Source organism: Blautia massiliensis (ex Durand et al. 2017), assembly GCF_051861785.1.
GTDB classification, from domain to species: Bacteria; Bacillota; Clostridia; order Lachnospirales; family Lachnospiraceae; genus Blautia_A; species Blautia_A luti_A.
On record NZ_CP146725.1, the window covers coordinates 3,314,924 to 3,333,563 of the forward strand.

Here is an 18,640-nt window from a genome sequence, read left to right on the forward strand (position 1 = left end):
TGGGAGATGTTGCATTTACTGAAATACAGTTTTCTTTCCAAGATCCGGAATTTTAACATTGTATTCTGGCCGCTGGTCTTTCCACTTGTGCTTGGAACCTTTTTTTACTTTGCATTCGGAAATATCAATGAGGCAGATTTTCAGACGGTTCCGGTGGCAGTGGTGAAGGAAGCTTCTGCGGATACGTTTTTTATGACCTATCTGGATGAAGTGGAAAAAAGCAGTCCGGATCTTTTAAAAGCAGAAGAAATGTCGGAAAAGGAAGCGCTGGAAGCACTGCAGGATAAAAAAGTAGAAGGGATTTATTATGTGGGAGAAGAGCCTTCCCTTACAGTAGCAGGAACCGGAATAGAAGAAAGTATCCTTCAGACAGTTCTCGACAGCTGCGAAAACACCAGAACGACCATCACCAATATCATGAAAAAAAATCCGCAGATGGATATGGAAAACATGAAACTCTTGTTAAGTTCCGACAGCCTGGTAAGGGAAGTCTCTCTTGGTGGCCGGACCATTGACGGAAATATGCAGTTCTTTTACGCACTGATCGCCATGGCCTGCCTGTATGGATGCTTTATCGGATTTGGCTCTGCGATCGGGATCCAGGCCAATATCACACCTCTGGCAGCCAGACGGTGTGTAACGCCGACCCACAAGCTGAAGCTGATCCTTACAGACCAGCTGACATCTTTTTCTCTGGGCTATGTGGATGTGATCATTCTGCTCCTGTATCTCCGATATGTTCTCAAACTGGATTTTCAGGGGCAGATGGGGAAAATGCTGGTGATATCTTTCTTCGGAAGTCTTATCGGCGTATCTATGGGAATGTTCGTTGGGAGTCTTGGAAAAATGCAGGAAGGTGCCAAGATCGGGATCATACTGGGAATTTCCATGGTAAGCAGTTTCCTCGCAGGATTGATGAACGGAAATATGAAGGATATCGTGGAAAAAAGTTTTCCGATTGTGAACCGGATCAATCCTGCATCACTGATCTCAGATGCATTTTACTGTATCAATGTATATGATGATATGACCAGATATTATAGAAATCTGATCACACTGGCGGTAATGTGTGTGGTGCTGGTGCTGGCATCCTTTTTCATGGTCAGGAGGGAACGTTATGACAGTATTTAAAGGCTATATGAGAATCATGAAAAAAAATACAGGGCTGATCCTTCTGTATCTGGGGATTTTTTTCGGAGTGACAATGGCATTTCAGGCAGCGGCCGGTAAGGAAACTTATACCAGCTATGAAAGCGAAAAAATAAAGATCGGAGTGGTGGATAAAGATAACGGACCACTTGCAGAAGGACTGGTAAAATGGCTTGAAGGCACGCATCACGTGACAATGCTGGAGGATGACAGGGAGAAGCTTCAGGAAGAGCTTTTTTACAGAAATGTAGAGTACATTGTGGTGATCCCTGAGAATTTTTATGAGAGCTGTATGGTAAACGGAGAAAGTATTTCTGTGACAAAGGTGCCTGGATCTTATTCGGCATATTATGTGGATCAGCAGCTTGAGAGCTGCCTGAATACAATGCGGACATATCTGAAAGCCGGTTTTTCCCAGAAGGAAGCGGCAACAGCGATCCTGGATAAAAAAAGAGGAGAAGTCACCATGCTGGATACAGATGAAAACAGTGGTACGTCCGGATGGCTCTATTATTTCCGATATATTCCATATCTGTTTCTTGCATTACTTTGCTATGTGATGGGATATGTTCTGATGGCTTTTAAAAAAGACGATATACCAAAGAGAATGCAGGCATCTGCGATCTCTGCAAGACGACAGAGTCTGGAAGGGCTTCTGGCCATGTTTATCATGGGCGGGGGCTTATGGGGAATCGGTATGGCTGGAGCCATCCTTATGTATGGAAAAATATTTCTCGGTTCAGAAAATTTCGGATACTATGTACTGAACACTCTGGTAATGATGGCAGTGGCACTTTCACTTTCCTATCTGATCGGTCTTTTTGTAAAAAACAGCAACATGTTAAGCGGGATCGCAAATATCCTGTCTCTTGGAATGTGCTTTCTGTGTGGTGTGTTTGTTCCCATGAATATTATGGACAGAAACGTCCTGAAGGTGTCTCAGTTTCTTCCTGTTTACTGGTATGAAAACGTAAATGAGACTCTTGGAAGTTATAGCCACCTAACAGGTGAGGCAGCTGTATCGGTGTGGAAAGGCATTGGACTGGAAGCTATGTTTGCGGTAGTTTTTGTCTGCATGATCCTGGCAGTGACCAGGTATCAGCGGCAGAAATAACAGAAAATAATAGCAGATGGCTGTTAATTATGGTAGGATATAGCTGATAAAGATGATTTGCGGAGAAAAACATGAAAAAAATACAAGTTTTACTAAAACCACAATGCAATGAAGAAATTCAAAATCAGTTTGCAACAAAATTCGGAGATCAGTGCGAATTTACATTTCAGGGCAAAGAAACTGAGGATGCGATCGCAGCAGCAGAAGTAGTGATCGGAGAGCCAGAGGAAGAAGAAATCCTGAAAGCAGAAAATCTTCGCTGGATCCAGCTGACCTGGGCCGGTGCGGACAAATATACAAAAATGAAAGCATTCCCGACAGGAGTTACATTAACCAATGCTTCCGGCGCTTTTGGAAAGATTATATCAGAATATGTGATCGGGAATATCATTGCACTGTACCGTGAACTTCCGAACTACTGGAAGAACAAACAGAAACACCTCTGGGTACAGAAGCGATCATCAGAAACCATATATGGAAAAAACATTCTCATCCTGGGAACCGGGGATATAGGAAGAAATATTGCCTATAGAATGAAAGCGTTTGAAACGCATGTGACTGGAATAAAAAGAACTGCAGTCCCGGAGCATTTGCAGCAGATGAAAGAGTTTGATGAGGTATATGATCTGACAGCGCTGGATCAGCAGCTCCAGAAAGCGGATATTGTGATCGGCTGTCTCCCGGGAACACCGGAAACAAAAGGCCTTCTGAATTACGAACGGCTGTATTCCATGAAAAAAGATGCAATTCTGGTTAATGTAGGAAGAGGAAGCCTCATTCCAACAGAAGACCTGATCAGAGTACTGGAGGAAGGCAACTTAAAGGGAGCGGTCCTGGATGTATTTGAAACAGAACCATTGCCGGAGACATCACCTCTTTGGAATATGGAAAACGTCCTTATCACTCCCCACATTGCAGGTCCGAGTTTCGGTGGAAATGCTGGAAACGCTGAAGTCCAGGCCATGATCTGGAACATCTGCATGGAAAATATGGAACGATATCTGAATGGAAAAAAATTAAAAAATATTGTCCGGTTAAAGGATGGGTATTAAATAAATTTAAGAAAGGGGCAGGGCGCATAATGATAACACGCCAGAAACTGATCGATCAGATAGAGAAATACAAGCCCTATAATGAGCAGGAAGAAAAAGATAAAATTCTGATCCTGGACTGGATCAGAAATAATGAGAATGCTTTTTCCAGGGAAAATGCAGTAGCCCATATGACAGCTTCTGCCTGGGTAGTAAACAGAGAACGGACGAAAATCCTTATGGTATATCACAACATATACAATTCCTGGTCCTGGCTTGGAGGACATGCAGATGGTGAGACGGATTTACTGTCCGTTGCTGTCAGAGAAGTAAAAGAAGAGTCAGGGATTTCCAATGTTCGTCCGGTGTCAGAAGAGATTTTTTCCCTGGAATCCCTGACTGTAGACGGCCATATGAAAAAAGGAAAATATGTATCCAGCCATCTGCACTTTAACCTAACATATTTCCTTGAGGCAGATTCAGAAGAGGCTGTTTCCATAAAAGCAGATGAAAACAGCGGTGTAGCCTGGTTTTCACCGGAAGAAGCATTGATGAGATCAACAGAACCGTGGTTTGTGGAACATGTTTATATTAAGCTTTTGAAGAAAATGAATCTATGTTATAATGGGATAAAGACAAAAGAGGTTTGACATTGACTGAGCAAATACGAAAAGCCGGAGGAGGAATAGAAAAATATGATGAAATGTCCATATTGCGGAGGCGAAATGTGTGAAGGCCAGATCCATTCCTTCAATTCAGGAATAGAATGGAGGAGCAGAGGTGAATCTATGCGATTAAACACCGAAAAAGGCCTGTCGAAAATGCTATATGGTGATCGGATCGAGGCTTATCGCTGCGAGCATTGTAAGAAGATCCTTATATCTTATGAATGATCTTCTGATTGTAATGCAGGATATAGTTTTGCAGAGATCGACGGGAAGCAAGGTTAAAATAAAAGAATAAAGGACTGGATTGTATGAAAATGCAGTCTTTTTTTTATTCATAATGAACAGGGAAACTGTTAGCTGAGAAAGGGGGAAACAAACATGAAAAATTATTCAGAGGATGCGGACAGACAGTATCACATTCAGGTAGCAAAAGGAGAAGTGGGACGTTACGTTATTTTACCGGGAGATCCGAAACGCTGCAAAAAGATCGCACAGTATTTTGATGATCCGGTTTTGGTAGCAGATAACCGGGAATACGTAACATACACCGGAACACTGGACGGAGTGAGGGTAAGTGTGACATCTACCGGAATCGGCGGACCGTCCGCTTCTATCGCAATGGAAGAGCTTTATCGGTGCGGGGCTGATACATTTGTACGCATCGGAACCTGCGGTGGAATGCAGCCGGAGGTAAAAAGTGGTGATATTGTTGTTGCAACGGGCGCGATCCGTATGGAGGGCACCAGTAAAGAGTATGCACCTATTGAATTCCCGGCAGTGGCAAATCTGGAAGTGATCAATGCACTTGTGGAAGGAGCAAAGAAAGAAGGATGTGAATTCCACACAGGTGTGGTACAATGTAAGGATTCCTTTTATGGCCAGCATGAGCCGGAAACCAAGCCGGTCAGCTATGAACTGATGAATAAATGGGAAGCGTGGAAACGTCTCGGCTGTCTTGCGTCGGAGATGGAATCCGCTGCTCTTTTTATAGTGGCAAGCCATTTAAAAGTACGTGTGGGCTCCTGCTTCCTGGTGCTTGCAAATCAGGAAAGAGAAAAGCTGGGTCTGGATAATCCGGTGGTACATGATACCGATAAGGCAATCCAGGTTGCAGTACAGGCGATCCGTGAACTGATCCGTGCAGAACAGGCACAGAAAAAAGAAGAATAACGTATACATGCCTGATTCAGGAAAGGTGGGAAAACTATGGAAGAAAAACAGATCAAAGAAATGATCGATCTGGCGATCAGACAGATGGACTATTCCTATGCGCCATACTCACATTTTCATGTAGGGGCGGTACTTCTTGCAAAAAACGGTACCTGTTATACCGGGTGTAACATAGAAAATGCTGCCTATACTCCAACAAATTGTGCGGAAAGAACTGCTTTTTTCAAAGCGGTCAGTGAAGGCATGAGAGACTTTCAGGCAATCTGTATCGTTGGCGGCAAGGATGGTGTTCCTACAGAGTATGCAGCACCCTGTGGAGTATGCAGACAGGTTATGATGGAGTTCTGTGATCCGGAAACCTTTCAGATCATACTGGCAGTCAGCAGAGAAAAATATGATATCTTTACGTTAAAGGAACTGTTGCCATTTGGATTTGGACCGGATAATCTGAAGAAACTGAAGTGATAAGCGCATGTGGATACGTGCAGAGATTTTCACGATATGAATGCAGTGAGAAGTAAAATATTGAAAAGTGATCGCCCGGATGTTGATATGACAGACAGGGCGATCACTTTTTCTGCCATACAATAAAAAAAACGCTGAAAATCCTTACTTAAGGTTTTCAGCGATTCTAACAGCAGGGGATGAGAGAATCGAACTCCCACCAAAGGTTTTGGAGACCCCTATCATACCATTTGACCAATCCCCTATATTAAATTGTGTTTTCATCACTGTTGCAATTATACATATAAAATATACAATTGTCAAGAGATGAGAGTGCTTTTTGTATAATAAAATATAAATAAAATTCTTCCTGTCATAAATCGGCAGAAAAACGGAGATGGAGGGATTTGAACCCTCGCGCCGGTTGCCCGACCTACCGCATTTCGAGTGCGGACCCTTCAGCCACTTGGGTACATCTCCGGATGCAAACCTTTATTATTATATAAGGTATCCGGAGAAAGGTCAATCTTTTTTAAAATTTTTCTTTTTTGTATTATTGACGAATCTTCCAGACTATAATATGATAATGAGATAAAGTGTACAGACAGAAGTGGATGTGCAGAAATGGAGGGAATTATGAGCGATAAGAAATCAGCGATTCTCAGAGCGGCGAAGGGTCTTACTGAGAATTATGCTTCAGAAGAACTTTTTATGCCGAAGAGCGGCAGACGTCTGCCGAACCGTTCGGTGATCATTGATATAGTAAGAGATCTGAAATCTATTGTATTTCCGGGATATTTCAGTACGGATACCAGTGCTACCGTATTTCCGGAGTATTATGTGGGACACAGACTGAATGATCTTTATGACAGATTGAAGAATCAGATCGAGATCGCACTTCTTTATCACGGAGAGGAACCGGAAGAAGCAGCAGCTCATGCAGACAGAACTGCCTGTGGATTTTTTGAGCAGCTTCCTGAGATCCAGAGACTGCTTCTGACAGATGTACAGGCTGGTTTTGATGGTGACCCCGCAGCCAAGAGCAAGGAAGAGATCATTTTTTCATATCCGGGATTATTTGCTATCTACGTGTATCGTCTGGCACATGTTCTTTATAAAGAAGAGATCCCATTTATCCCGCGCGTGATGTCGGAATATGCTCATGGCCGTACAGGAATCGATATCAACCCGGGAGCGACCATCGGAGAGTATTTCTTTATCGATCATGGTACCGGTGTGGTTGTAGGTGAGACTACAGAGATCGGAAATAATGTAAAACTGTATCAGGGAGTGACACTGGGAGCGCTTTCCACAAGAAAGGGACAGCAGCTTGCCAATGTAAAACGTCATCCGACGATTCGTGATAATGTAACGATCTATTCTAATTCCACAGTGCTCGGTGGTGAGACGGTTGTAGGAGAGAATACGATTATAGGTGGTAACACCTTTATCACAGAATCCATTCCTGCAAATACCAAGGTCAGTGCAAAAAGTCCGGAGCTTGTGATCAAGAAACCGAAGGCCCAGGTTTCTGCCACAAATGTATGGGATTATTGATGAAAAATCCAATAAATAAAAAAAATAAAAAATTTCAAAAAACCTGTTGACAAATAAAACAGCATGCTATATACTAATCATCGTTGCAGCGGTCAAGCGATCGGTAATCACCGAAGCGACGATGCGCGGGTGTAGTTCAATGGTAGAACACCAGCCTTCCAAGCTGGATACGTGGGTTCGATTCCCATCACCCGCTTATGCGATAGTGGCGTAGTTGGTAACGCGCGACCTTGCCAAGGTCGAGACCGCGGGTTCGAGCCCCGTCTATCGCTCTCATCGAAGGATGAAGATTTATAATTTCATAACTGCGGGTGTAGTTCAATGGTAGAACACCAGCCTTCCAAGCTGGATACGTGGGTTCGATTCCCATCACCCGCTTGTGCGATAGTGGCGTAGTTGGTAACGCGCGACCTTGCCAAGGTCGAGACCGCGGGTTCGAGCCCCGTCTATCGCTCTTCGGAACTCTGAGGATGATCAGAGTTCTTTTTTTTGTTGCGAAAAAATCCTCTGCTTTATTTTTATGCAGCAGAGGATTTTTCGCGTTATGTGTTACTGCGTAGCTTATTCAGTTGTTTCACACTGATCGATCAGAGTATAGAAGGTCAGAAGATAAAGCCCGCATAAGCCTACAAGTCCGTAGATGATCCGGGAGAGCCAGCTCATGCTTCCGAACAGGAATGCTACCAGATTAAAATTAAAGAAGCCGATCAGACCCCAGTTTATGGCACCGACCACAGCAATGGTCAGGGTGAAGTACTGCAGACATTTATTTGACATAAGTCACCATCCTTTCGTTATACAGGAAATAGTTTTTCATAGAATCGAAAAAATATACACAGGAATGAGAAAAAGAAAAACGGAAATTTCTGCCAGCCATGAAAAAATCATGAAGGAGAAATTTCCGTTTTCCTTTCATATGCAAGATAAAATGTAAATTTCCGGTTTATCGAATTTGGATCGTAAATATCCGCCAGGCGATTCCGATATCTTACTTCAGCTTCAGAATCTGAGAGGTTGTCTGTCCGCCGCTTACATTCAGAGTTTCCTTGCCCTGAAGCGTTACATCACTGGTAGTATCCTTCAGAAGAAATACCTGGCATACAGTGACGGTTTTTCCGGGATCAATGGTGCTCATGTAGTTATCTACAGCATCATCGCTGGCTTCCGGATAAGTTCCTTCCAGAATTTCTCCGTTCTGGGAAGCCTGCAGGGTGAAGTCTACAAATGCACTGGACTGGGAATCGCCGGAGTTTGTATAGTCGTAGTAGATCATCAGACAGGGATTTCCGCCGTAGTCCTTGGAAATCGCAAACTGTTTGAAACGGACGGAGAATTTGTCAGTTGTAATATCAATGGATGCACTTGTGCCCTCAGCAGAGGCCGTGCTGCCTGGGGTGGAAGAATCCTCTGCAGCGGCAGAACTGCTATCTGTGCTGTCATCCGTAAGCTGGGATGATATTTCGTCTTTTACGCTTTTGAAGTTTGCGCACATAACCTTGACTGTGGTGTCATCCAGAGAAACGATCTTCCAGTCGCTGCCGATTTTGATCAGAGGATAGGTAATATCGATCTCACTGTATTTCTCATCAGCTGTGGAAGCATTTTCGGCAAGAAGTGCAGCGAGCATTTCCTGGATATCATCCTGTGTCATTTCCTTTCCGGCATAGGCTGCGACAGCAACCTTACGGGTGTATTCCTGAATAGTTGCTGCATAGATATTGGTTCCGTCAATATATTTCATGTGAACCGTTATCCTGGCAGTTCCGTTCTGGATGTCAAATTTGTTTTTGGTGATCTTGTAGGTCATTTTTTTGTTGACGGTAGTGAAGAAATCTGTGTAAGCAGAATCACGGATATCTGCATCATCCAGAGCGCTGAGATCATGACTCTGGAGAAGGTTCTCCATTGTGGTAAAATCCATGTTCTGCATTCCTGTGAGAAATTTTTCTGTGGCTTCTACCGGTTTATGGCGCTGCATCATATACCAGGCGGTTCCGCCGGCTGCGGCAGCGATCAGAAGGATGATCAGACAGATCACGAGAGGCTTTTTGCTTTTTTTCTTTCTGTGGGGAGTGTCGTCTTCAAAATCATTGGAGATCAATGATCTGGAGAGCTCATCGTCATAAAAATCATTATTGTCTTCTGTATTCATTATTCCTCCTTACAATAAGTCATTCTGGTTTTCGGGTGGGTAAGTCAGAGGATATCTGTTTGCATTTGCGGGCAAACAGCATCACCCTGTGTTACCGTAACGATTATATCATAGGTTTACTGTTTGAGAAACCCCCTGTGTTATGATATACTGGAAGACACAGAAAAAGTGGTTGAGTACAGGTGACAAAGCGGAATGCGAATGCTCGCTTTATGCAGCAGAAAAGGTGAGGTGAAATATATGTTACGGACAATTCAGTATTCATTTCCTTCAAAAGCAGACGGATTGGAAATTTCCTGCCTGGCAGTAGTGCCGGAGTTGGAACGTAATGAGAAATACCGTGGGATCATACAGATCGTTCACGGAATGAGTGAGTACAAGGAACGCTACATTCCTTTTATGGAATATATGGCAGAGCGAAAATATATAAGTGTGATCCATGATCACCGTGGCCATGGAAAAAGCGTACGCGGTAAAGAGGATCTTGGGTATATGTACGGCGGTGGGGCGGATGCCATGCTGCAGGATATCCATACGGTGAACTGCTTGATCAAGGATCATTTCCCGGGTATTCCGCTGATCCTTTTCGGACACAGCATGGGATCTCTGGCAGTTCGTGCCTATGCAGCGCATCATGACAGCTGTATGGATATGCTGATCATCTGCGGCTCACCCAGCTATAATGTATTTCGTCCGGTCGGAGTAGCTCTGGCAAAGGCGGGAAAGACTGTTTTCGGGCCTAAACACAGTGCGGGTCTGATCGAGATGATGTCTTTTGGAAGCTATGCAATGCACTTCAAAAAAGAAAAAAACCGTTTTTCCTGGATCTGCTCTGATCCGCAGGTTGTGCAGGATTATTCGGATTCAGAATACTGTGGATTTACCTTTACGGATGATGCATATCTGGCACTTTTTGACCTGATGAAAAGAGCCTATGATGTGAAGCACTGGAAATGTACAAAGCCGGAAATGCCGGTGCTGTTTATCAGTGGGGCGGAGGATCCCTGCATGGGAAATGTGCGGCAGTTTGCGAAGTCTGTCCGTGCCATGCGTTGTGCAGGATACCGGGATGTCCGGGGAAAATTATATCCGGGAATGCGCCACGAGATCCTGAATGAGAAAGACAGGGAAAAGGTTTATCATGATATATTTACATATATCTGCAAAAAAGGACTTTGAACGCTCTGTGACAGAGTGATATAATAAAAATCTGAGTGCTCCTGCAGACATCTGTGAGAGGGCGCAACTACTGAGAAAACAGGAGGATTCGTAAATTATGAGAGCAAGTGGGATTTTATTTCCAGTATCCAGTCTTCCATCGAAATATGGAATCGGATGCTTTTCTGCGGAAGCATATGAGTTTGTAGACCAGCTGGCAAGAGCAGGACAGAAATACTGGCAGATCCTTCCTCTCGGACCTACCGGATATGGAGATTCACCGTACCAGTCTTTTTCTACCTTTGCGGGAAATCCGTATTTTATTGATCTGGAGGCTTTTGTAAAAGAGGGATATCTGGATAAAAGTGATTGCGAGGACTGTGACTGGGGTACAAACGAGAGCTATGTGGATTATGAGAAGATTTATAATTCCAGATTTCGGCTTTTGAGAAAAGCCTTTGAAAATTATGACTGTGAGACAGATCAGGAGTACCGTAAGTTTGTAAAAGAAAATGCTGCCTGGCTGGAAGATTACAGCCTGTATATGGCAATCAAGGACAGCCTGAATGGGATCAGCTGGATCGAATGGCCTACGGAACTCAAAAACAGAGAAAAAGCTGCATTGGCTGAAAAAAGGGAGAAGCTTGCAAACGAAGTGGGATTTTACTGCTTCCAGCAGTTCTGCTTTTTTAAACAGTGGACAGCACTGAAAGCGTATGCAAATGCTAAGGGAGTGGAGATGATCGGAGACATCCCGATCTACGTTGCGTTTGACAGTGCGGATGCCTGGGCACAGCCGGAATTGTTCCAGTTTGATAGGGAAAATATTCCGGTCGGCGTTGCCGGATGCCCGCCGGATGCTTTTTCCGCCACAGGGCAGCTCTGGGGAAATCCGCTTTATGACTGGGAATATCACAAGAAAACAGGCTATGCATGGTGGACACGCCGAATGGCAAATTGTATGAAGCTTTATGATGTGGTAAGGATCGACCATTTCAGAGGCTTTGATGAGTATTATTCCATTCCGTACGGAGATAAAACTGCCCAGTTCGGTCACTGGGAAAAGGGACCGGGAATGGATCTGTTCCGTGCGCTTGAAAAGAATCTTGGAAAGCTGGATGTGATCGCAGAGGATCTTGGTCTACTTACAGACAGTGTGATCGAGATGGTGGAAGAATCCGGATTCCCGGGAATGAAGGTATTGCAGTTTGCTTTTGACGAGAATGAGGACAGTCCGTATCTGACGCACAGATATGAAAGGAATTGCATTGTTTACACAGGTACTCATGACAATGAGACAACAAGAGGATGGTTCCGCAATCTGAGCCAGCATGACCGAAATTTTGCCAGGGCCTATATTGGCTGTGAGGGCAAGCATGAGACTGCGGCAGTGTGGAGCATGATACGTGCGGCGATGTCCAGTGTTGCAGATCGCTGTGTGATCCCGGTACAGGATTATCTCTGCCTTGGAAATGAGGCAAGGATCAATGAACCGTCAACTCTTGGTGACAACTGGAAGTGGCGTATGAAAAAAGGCCAGCTCAATGAAACAATTATTCAGAAGATTTATAAAATGACAAAGCTTTATGGAAGACTTGTAAAAGAAGAAACGGAAGAGAAGGAAAAAACAGAAGCTGACAGGGAAAAGATATCTGACAAATAGAGAAATATAAGGATATCAGAAAGGACAGAAATATATAATGGAAGAACAGAAAAGAGAAAATAAGGAAGAGCTGCAGCAGGAAACTGCTGAGGAAAAGAATTCCGGACATGGAAATTCTTCCACAAGAAGCAGTCTTCTGTGGATCTTTGCAGGAGGCTATCTTGTGTATACAGGATATCGTCTCTGCGCCAGTGTCATAAGCGGAGCAGAAGACTCCGGTGTGGTATTTCTGGCAGCGGGAGGTATTTTTGTTGTGATCGGAGCAGTGCTTCTGATCATGGCGATCCGTAATCTTGCAAAGGCTGGCGCACAGAAACATGAGCTGGAAGAAGCTGCTGCGAAAAAAGCGGCAGAGGAAGTTTCTCAAAATCCGGAAACCGTGGCAAAGAAAAAAATGTCGATTGCGGAGCGGGCGCATCTTGCGGAAAATCTGGATGACGCACCGGAGGAGAAAGACGAAAAATAAAACTGGATGCAGGTGAGAGTAAAATGCCTGCTGAGATATGACGATTAGTAATAGCAAAAACGGAACATCATAAGGCCAAAAAATCCTTATGTATGTTCCGTTTTTTAAATCAGGCAGATCGCAAAACAGTTATCTGCGTCTTTGCGCGTTTCTGCGTTTTTTTCGAGATTTTTTTCTGCCGGGGGTATGTAAGGTAGACCAGCAGAATGCCTGTACCAGCAAAATTCCGATTATTGCTCCGCAGCTGTCGATCCCTACATCCCTTAAGGAAGGTCCGCGGGCCTCTACAAAAGACTGGTGGTATTCATCCAGTCCGGCAAATCCCACACATACAAATCCGGCGAGGAGCATCAGCCAGATTCCCCGAACTCCGTATACATAGAGGGGGAAGGAAACAGATATGGCCAGCAGGCAGTATTCTGTCATGTGGGCAGCCTTACGGACATAAAATTCGATACCGGCAGCTTCCTGGGAAAGCTGTTCCGGGCTTTTGCCGGAAGCTAATATTTCGTTTTTGGTTTCTACGATCTGGTAGCTGATCTTGTAGCTCAGGGCACCGGAAACATCTCCGGTCTGTGCGGAAAAAGAGTAGATCACGCACATCATCAGGATCGCAGGTGCAAAAGAAAAAGGTTTTAATAATGTAATCAGTATTTTCATGGCTCTTAATATAGCACTCCCGCATGGAAAAGTCCAGAAAAATACAGAAAAAGAACAGGGAAAAGGAAAACAGGGAGAGAAGGTTAAATGGGATAGGGGTTAAAGGGGAAGTGGACAGTAAGGACTGAAATGTGTTAGAATATAAAATAAATTTCAGGGGCATTTTTAAGAAAAAAGCAGCCCGGGATCGAATAGAAGAAAATTACAGGAGGAAATCAACAAATGAGTCTTGCAGATAATATATTCATTGACATGTGCAAAGATGTCATAGAAAACGGAACCAGCACAGAAGGTGAGAAGGTACGTCCTGTGTGGGAGGATGGAACTCCGGCTTATACCATCAAGAGATTTGGTGTTGTGAACCGTTATGATCTCCGGAAGGAGTTTCCGGCACTGACTTTAAGAAAAACAGCGTTAAAGAGTGCAATGGATGAGATTCTATGGATCTGGCAGCAGAAATCCAATAATATCCATGATCTTCACAGCCACATCTGGGACAGCTGGGCAGATGAGAAGGGCTCCATCGGAAAAGCCTACGGCTATCAGTTAGGTGTGAAGCATCAGTATAAAGAGGGAATGATGGATCAGGTAGACAGAGTTCTTTTTGATCTTAAGAACAATCCGTACAGCAGAAGGATCATGACCAATATTTATGTACATCAGGATCTCCACGAGATGAATCTTTATCCATGTGCCTATTCCATGACTTTCAATGTAACCAGGGAACCCGGAAAAGACAAGCTGGTCCTTAATGCGGTGCTGAACCAGAGATCGCAGGATATCCTGGCTGCAAACAACTGGAATGTGTGTCAGTATTCTCTTCTTCTCATGATGATCGCACAGGCTTGCGATATGGAAGCCGGAGAGCTTGTTCATGTGATCGCAGACTGCCATATTTATGATCGTCATATTCCGGTAATTAAAGAACTGATCTCCAGAAAACCGTATCCTGCACCGACAGTAAAACTGAATCCGGAGATAAAGGATTTTTATAAATTCACCACCGATGATCTGATCGTGGAGAATTATGAGACATGGCCACAGATCAAAAATATTCCCATTGCAGTATAATTGCATAAAGAAAGGAAGAAAGAATGAATATTATTGTTGCAGCAGATAAAAACTGGGGAATCGGAAGAAAGAATGAACTTCTGGTAAGTATTCCGGCAGATATGAAGATGTTCCGTGAGGAAACTACAGGAAAAGTGGTTGTTATGGGAAGAAAAACACTGGAGTCTTTTCCAAACGGACTTCCTCTGAAAAACAGAACCAACATTGTGATCACCGGCAATCGGGATTATCAGGTAAAAGGTGCTGTGGTCGTTCACAGTATCGAGGAGGCGCTGAGGGAAGTGGAGAAATATCCGGCAGAGGACGTGTACTGTATCGGCGGAGACAGTATTTACAAACAGATGCTCCCGTACTGTGATACAGCTCATGTGACAAAAATCGATTTTGCATATGAAGCGGATGCGTATTTTCCAAACCTGAATGAGAACCCGGACTGGGAGATCACAGCGGAGAGTGAAGAACAGACATACTTTGATCTGGAATATGCGTTTGTAAAATACGAGAGAAAAGATAGGTAATGTGAGCACAGATCATAAAACAGAATGAGAATGCCCGCTTTGTACAGAAAAACAATGAAGAAATAATAAAAAAACAGACCACCGAAAAAATACGGCGGTCTGTTTTTTTGTGCTTAATGTTATGTATAATGACGAAAATCCGGTAATTACTCGATTACGTGGATCCATCCCTTCGGTGCTTCGATGCGTCCCATCTGGATACCGGTCAGTGTGTCGTACAGCTTCTGGATAACCGGTCCCATCTTTTCCATTCCGCTTGGGAAGCAGATTTCTTTGCCGTGATCATTGATCTTTCCGACAGGAGAGATAACTGCAGCAGTACCACAAAGACCACACTCTGCAAAATCTTTAACCTCATCGAAGTAGACCTCACGTTCTTCAGCTTCCAGTCCAAGGTATTCCTTTGCAACGTAGATCAGAGAACGACGTGTGATGGAAGGAAGGATGCTGTCAGACTTCGGTGTTACAACCTTGCCGTCTTTAGTAACGAAGATGAAGTTTGCTCCGCCTGTCTCCTCAACTTTTGTACGAGTCTTGGGATCAAGGTACATGTTCTCATCAAAGCCCTGTTTGTGAGCATCTACGATAGCATGAAGGCTCATTGCGTAGTTCAGGCCAGCCTTGATGTTACCGGTTCCGCAAGGTGCGGCACGGTCATAGTCGCTGACACGGATCGTGATCGGTTTGGCGCCGCCTTTAAAGTACGGACCAACCGGTGTTGTAAGGATACGGAACTGATATTCGTCAGCCGGTTTAACACCGATCACGGCGTTGGAACCAAACATGTACGGGCGAAGATAAAGTGTTGCGCCGGAACCATATGGCGGAACCCATGCAGCATTTGCCTTAACAACCTGCTCAACAGCGTCGATAAATCTTTCCTTCGGGAATACCGGCATTTCAAGTCTTGCCGCAGATGCAGCGATACGCTCTGCGTTCAGGTCAGGACGGAAAGTAACGATATGTCCGTCTTCTGTTGTGTATGCCTTCAGACCCTCGAATACACTCTGAGAATACTGAAGCACACCAGCACACTCGTTGAGTACGATATTGGGGTCTGTGCTTAAAGTACCTTCATCCCATTTTCCATCTTTAAAATTAGACACGTATCTGTAGTCGGTTGGCATGTAAGCGAATCCGATGCTGGACCAGTCGATGTTCTTTTTTTCCATAACGATTCCTCCGTTTACGATTTTTGCTTTTTACCATTGTAAAACTTTTACGTGATGACTTCAATAGTTTTTTGTTCCTTTTTTTCATTTGCTTGTAATTTTAATATGATTTCGATATAATAAAAAATATCTATGGACTGGAGGGAAAAATGGACAATCACGAATTTGAAGACCTTGGAAAAAAGATTCAGGATATTGTAGATAATGCAGTGAATTCAAACAGCTATCACGAATTAAGCCATACGATCAACCAGACAGTAAATAAGGCCATTGATTCTGGAAGCGAAGCGCTGAAAAATGCGCTGAATTCCGTGTTTGATCCGGGTGCTGATCCGGAATTCCGTAAGAAAAGCTATACATACCAGAGCCCTTATTACGGAAGAAGCAGAAAAGCAAAGCAGCAGGCTGCAAGGAAACAGTCGGAACTGCTCTACGGAAAGACTACCGGTGAGAATCTCAAAGGCATGATGATGGCAGTTTCCGGTGGGATACTTTTAAGTGGCATGGGGCTTGGAGCCATGGTGCTTCTGATCTGGATGGGCATTGGACACAGCGGTGCACTTGCAGCAGGTGTGCTTGGAGTGATGTGTGCAGGCGCAGCAGGTGGCGGTGCTCTTTTGGGAGCAGGAACAAGCCGTCTCGGAAGACTGGGACGTTTCCAGAAATATATCCGTGTGCTGGGAGACCACACCTACTGTAATTTTCAGAAGCTTGCCCAGGCAGCAGGAAAGAACGAGAAATTTGTAAAAAAAGATATCAGCAGAATGATCCAGAAGGGCTGGTTTCTGGAAGGCCATGTGGATGAGCAGGGAACCTGTCTGATCACCAGTAATGAGACCTATCAGCAGTATCTGGAAACACAGAAGCAGCTGGAGCTTCGTAAACAGGAAGCAGATCCTAAGGTTCAGCTGGAGGAGAATATGAGTCCGGAAGCCCAGGAAGTCCTGAGAAAAGGAAATGAATTTCTGGTAAAGATCCGTGAGAGCAATGACGCCATTCCCGGGGAAGAAATTTCCGCAAAGATTTCCAGGATGGAAATGATCGTTCAGAAAATTTTTGAGCGTGCAGGAGAGCATCCGGAGGTGATTCCGGATCTTAAGAAAATGATGGATTACTATCTGCCCATGACTGTGAAGCTTCTGGATGCTTATGAGGATATGGATGGACAGCCTGTACAGGGCGAGAATATCACGGCTTCCAAGAAAGAAATTGAAGAAACCATTGATACACTGAATATTGCTTTTGAGAAACTTCTGGATTCCATATTCCGGGATACCGCATGGGATGTATCCACCGATATTTCTGTGCTGCATACAGTTCTGGCACAGGAAGGGCTGACAGAGGATGATTTCGAAAAAATGAAACAGAATGTGGAAATGAAATAAGTACAACGAGCAGATCAGAAGCTGGAATACAGACATCTGCCGGAAGGTACAGCTGATCAAGGAGAATGCTTATGGGAGAAGAATTTAAAGACTTTGAGGTAGAAGCACCGGTGCTGACTCTGGAACCGGATCTCACGGAAGAAAAAGAAGAAATTGTAAAAAAAGAACCGGAGAAACCCCAGGAGCCTGCAGTAGAGGAACCGGTGTTATCTCCCCAGGAACAGAAAATCGTAGAAGATTTTGCAGCAAAGATCGATATTGAAAATACAAATCAGATCCTGCAGTACGGAGCCGGCACGCAGAAGAAGATGGCGGATTTTTCTGATGCAGCGCTGGTAAATGTGAAGACACAGGATCTTGGGGAGGCAGGAGAGCTTCTTGCAAATGTGGTAGGAGAATTGAAGGATTTTGATGCCACAGAGGAAAAGGGATTTTTCGGCTTTTTCAAAAAACAGACAGCGAAGGTGGAAACTCTGAAAAACCGTTACACAAAGGCCGAGGGAAATGTGACGAAGATCACGGAAGCTCTGGAGCAGCACCAGATGCGTCTGATGAAAGATTCTGCCGTGCTGGATAAAATGTATGAGCAGAACCTTGCATACTTTAAAGAACTTTCCATGTACATTCTTGCGGGTAAAAAGAAGCTTAGGGAAGTCAGAGAAGGCAAGCTCAACGAATTGCATCAGAAGGCAGCGGCAAGCGGACTTCCGGAAGATGCACAGGCTGCCAATGATCTGGAAAGCAAATGTGACCGCTTTGAGAAAAAGCTTCATGATCTGGAGCTTACCAGAACCATTTCTATGCAGACTGCACCGCAGATCCGCATGATCCAGAACAATGATACGACGATGATCGAGAAGATCCAGACAACCATTGTAAATACCATTCCTCTCTGGAAAAGCCAGATGGTGCTGGCTCTAGGGATCGCGCACTCCACAGAAGCCGCACAGGCACAACGGCAGGTTACGGATTTTACCAATGAACTTCTGAAGAAAAATGCGGAAACGCTTCACCTGGCATCTGTGGAAACTGCAAAGGAATCCCAGCGTGGTATTGTAGATATTGAAACTCTGAAAAAAACCAATCAGGAACTGATCCAGACACTGGATGATGTGATGAAGATCCAGCAGGAAGGCCGTGAAAAACGTCAGGCAGCAGAGGCAGATATGAGACGTATGGAAAAAGAACTGAAAACAAAGCTGCTGGAGATCCGACGTTAGGAGTAAGAGTAAAAAGATAGTTCGGAAAGGAAAGGCAGGGCG

At 44.3% G+C, this 18,640-nt stretch carries 19 protein-coding genes and 6 tRNA genes; 19 read left to right on the top strand and 6 right to left on the bottom strand.

From position 1 onward, the window contains the following. Positions 1-6 precede the first annotated feature (6 nt). The 7 genes from V9W66_RS15550 to V9W66_RS15580 all read left to right on the top strand — a co-directional run bounded on the left by V9W66_RS15550 (position 7) and on the right by V9W66_RS15580 (position 5,597). Positions 7-1,131, top strand: coding sequence for an ABC transporter permease (locus V9W66_RS15550; protein ID WP_144095113.1), 1,125 nt, complete (start codon positions 7-9; stop codon positions 1,129-1,131). Next, on the top strand, positions 1,118-2,263 hold the full coding sequence (locus V9W66_RS15555) for an ABC transporter permease (RefSeq protein ID WP_144095111.1): 1,146 nt from the start codon (positions 1,118-1,120) through the stop codon (positions 2,261-2,263). Before V9W66_RS15550 ends, V9W66_RS15555 begins: the two co-directional genes overlap by 14 nt. Before the next feature lie 71 nt (positions 2,264-2,334). Beyond that, the gene (locus V9W66_RS15560; protein WP_144095109.1) at positions 2,335-3,315 is read left to right on the top strand and encodes a D-2-hydroxyacid dehydrogenase; all 981 of its coding nucleotides are present in this window, start codon (positions 2,335-2,337) and stop codon (positions 3,313-3,315) included. 29 nt (positions 3,316-3,344) lie between these two features. Beyond that, on the top strand, positions 3,345-3,944 hold the full coding sequence (locus V9W66_RS15565) for an NUDIX hydrolase (protein ID WP_144095107.1): 600 nt from the start codon (positions 3,345-3,347) through the stop codon (positions 3,942-3,944). 48 nt (positions 3,945-3,992) lie between these two features. Continuing rightward, complete coding sequence (locus V9W66_RS15570) at positions 3,993-4,187, top strand: PF20097 family protein (RefSeq protein WP_118609050.1); 195 nt, start codon at positions 3,993-3,995, stop codon at positions 4,185-4,187. Between the two features lie 153 nt (positions 4,188-4,340). Further along, a complete protein-coding gene (gene udp / locus V9W66_RS15575) occupies positions 4,341-5,132 on the top strand; it encodes a uridine phosphorylase (RefSeq protein WP_144095105.1) in 792 nt (263 codons plus the stop codon). A 36-nt stretch (positions 5,133-5,168) separates the two neighbouring features. Further along, positions 5,169-5,597, top strand: coding sequence for a cytidine deaminase (locus V9W66_RS15580; protein WP_144095103.1), 429 nt, complete (start codon positions 5,169-5,171; stop codon positions 5,595-5,597). Positions 5,598-5,770: 173 nt separating this feature from the next. Here V9W66_RS15580 and V9W66_RS15585 read toward each other — a convergent pair. Continuing rightward, positions 5,771-5,841: transfer RNA gene (locus tag V9W66_RS15585), tRNA-Trp, on the bottom strand. 127 nt (positions 5,842-5,968) lie between these two features. Then, a tRNA-Ser gene (locus V9W66_RS15590) sits at positions 5,969-6,056 on the bottom strand. 156 nt (positions 6,057-6,212) lie between these two features. Between V9W66_RS15590 and epsC the strand changes: the two genes are divergently transcribed. The 5 genes from epsC to V9W66_RS15615 all read left to right on the top strand — a co-directional run bounded on the left by epsC (position 6,213) and on the right by V9W66_RS15615 (position 7,587). Then, entirely contained in the window at positions 6,213-7,133 is a 921-nt protein-coding gene (epsC, locus tag V9W66_RS15595) for a serine O-acetyltransferase EpsC (RefSeq protein WP_144095101.1), read from the top strand. A 125-nt stretch (positions 7,134-7,258) separates the two neighbouring features. Further along, positions 7,259-7,329: transfer RNA gene (locus V9W66_RS15600), tRNA-Gly, on the top strand. 3 nt (positions 7,330-7,332) lie between these two features. Further along, positions 7,333-7,405, top strand: a tRNA-Gly gene (locus tag V9W66_RS15605). A gap of 35 nt (positions 7,406-7,440) precedes the next feature. Next, a tRNA-Gly gene (locus V9W66_RS15610) sits at positions 7,441-7,511 on the top strand. Between the two features lie 3 nt (positions 7,512-7,514). Continuing rightward, positions 7,515-7,587, top strand: a tRNA-Gly gene (locus V9W66_RS15615). Between the two features lie 107 nt (positions 7,588-7,694). Here V9W66_RS15615 and V9W66_RS15620 read toward each other — a convergent pair. Further along, a complete protein-coding gene (locus V9W66_RS15620; protein ID WP_144093885.1) occupies positions 7,695-7,910 on the bottom strand; it encodes a DUF378 domain-containing protein in 216 nt (71 codons plus the stop codon). Between the two features lie 211 nt (positions 7,911-8,121). After that, positions 8,122-9,285 (bottom strand): DUF5067 domain-containing protein, encoded by a 1,164-nt coding sequence (locus V9W66_RS15625; protein WP_243121672.1) that lies wholly within the window; start codon positions 9,283-9,285, stop codon positions 8,122-8,124. A gap of 240 nt (positions 9,286-9,525) precedes the next feature. On the opposite strand from V9W66_RS15625, the gene V9W66_RS15630 reads away from it, so the two are divergent. The 3 genes from V9W66_RS15630 (at position 9,526) to V9W66_RS15640 (ending at position 12,572) form a co-directional block, all read left to right on the top strand. Further along, entirely contained in the window at positions 9,526-10,464 is a 939-nt protein-coding gene (locus V9W66_RS15630; protein WP_144093884.1) for an alpha/beta fold hydrolase, read from the top strand. Between the two features lie 97 nt (positions 10,465-10,561). Continuing rightward, positions 10,562-12,106: a 4-alpha-glucanotransferase gene (gene malQ, locus V9W66_RS15635; protein ID WP_144093883.1), complete on the top strand. Its 1,545-nt coding sequence runs from the start codon at positions 10,562-10,564 to the stop codon at positions 12,104-12,106. A gap of 37 nt (positions 12,107-12,143) precedes the next feature. Next, positions 12,144-12,572 (top strand): hypothetical protein, encoded by a 429-nt coding sequence (locus V9W66_RS15640; protein WP_144093882.1) that lies wholly within the window; start codon positions 12,144-12,146, stop codon positions 12,570-12,572. 129 nt (positions 12,573-12,701) lie between these two features. Here the strand turns inward: V9W66_RS15640 and V9W66_RS15645 are convergent, their stop codons facing one another. After that, a complete protein-coding gene (locus tag V9W66_RS15645) occupies positions 12,702-13,232 on the bottom strand; it encodes a VanZ family protein (RefSeq protein ID WP_144093881.1) in 531 nt (176 codons plus the stop codon). Between the two features lie 222 nt (positions 13,233-13,454). Here V9W66_RS15645 and thyA point away from each other — a divergent pair, with 222 nt between their 5' ends. Next, positions 13,455-14,303 carry a thymidylate synthase gene (thyA, locus tag V9W66_RS15650; RefSeq protein WP_144093880.1) on the top strand — a complete coding sequence of 283 codons (849 nt, stop codon included), beginning with the start codon at positions 13,455-13,457 and terminating at the stop codon, positions 14,301-14,303. Between the two features lie 23 nt (positions 14,304-14,326). Next, positions 14,327-14,821 carry a dihydrofolate reductase gene (locus V9W66_RS15655; protein WP_144093879.1) on the top strand — a complete coding sequence of 165 codons (495 nt, stop codon included), beginning with the start codon at positions 14,327-14,329 and terminating at the stop codon, positions 14,819-14,821. Between the two features lie 146 nt (positions 14,822-14,967). Here V9W66_RS15655 and V9W66_RS15660 read toward each other — a convergent pair whose 3' ends face one another. Then, positions 14,968-15,993: a branched-chain amino acid aminotransferase gene (locus tag V9W66_RS15660; RefSeq protein ID WP_021651824.1), complete on the bottom strand. Its 1,026-nt coding sequence runs from the start codon at positions 15,991-15,993 to the stop codon at positions 14,968-14,970. 149 nt (positions 15,994-16,142) lie between these two features. On the opposite strand from V9W66_RS15660, the gene V9W66_RS15665 reads away from it, so the two are divergent. Together V9W66_RS15665 and V9W66_RS15670 are read left to right on the top strand one after the other, a co-directional pair. Further along, positions 16,143-17,378 carry a 5-bromo-4-chloroindolyl phosphate hydrolysis family protein gene (locus tag V9W66_RS15665; protein ID WP_144100409.1) on the top strand — a complete coding sequence of 412 codons (1,236 nt, stop codon included), beginning with the start codon at positions 16,143-16,145 and terminating at the stop codon, positions 17,376-17,378. Between the two features lie 71 nt (positions 17,379-17,449). Further along, on the top strand, positions 17,450-18,598 hold the full coding sequence (locus tag V9W66_RS15670; RefSeq protein WP_144093877.1) for a toxic anion resistance protein: 1,149 nt from the start codon (positions 17,450-17,452) through the stop codon (positions 18,596-18,598). Positions 18,599-18,640: the final 42 nt, after the last annotated feature.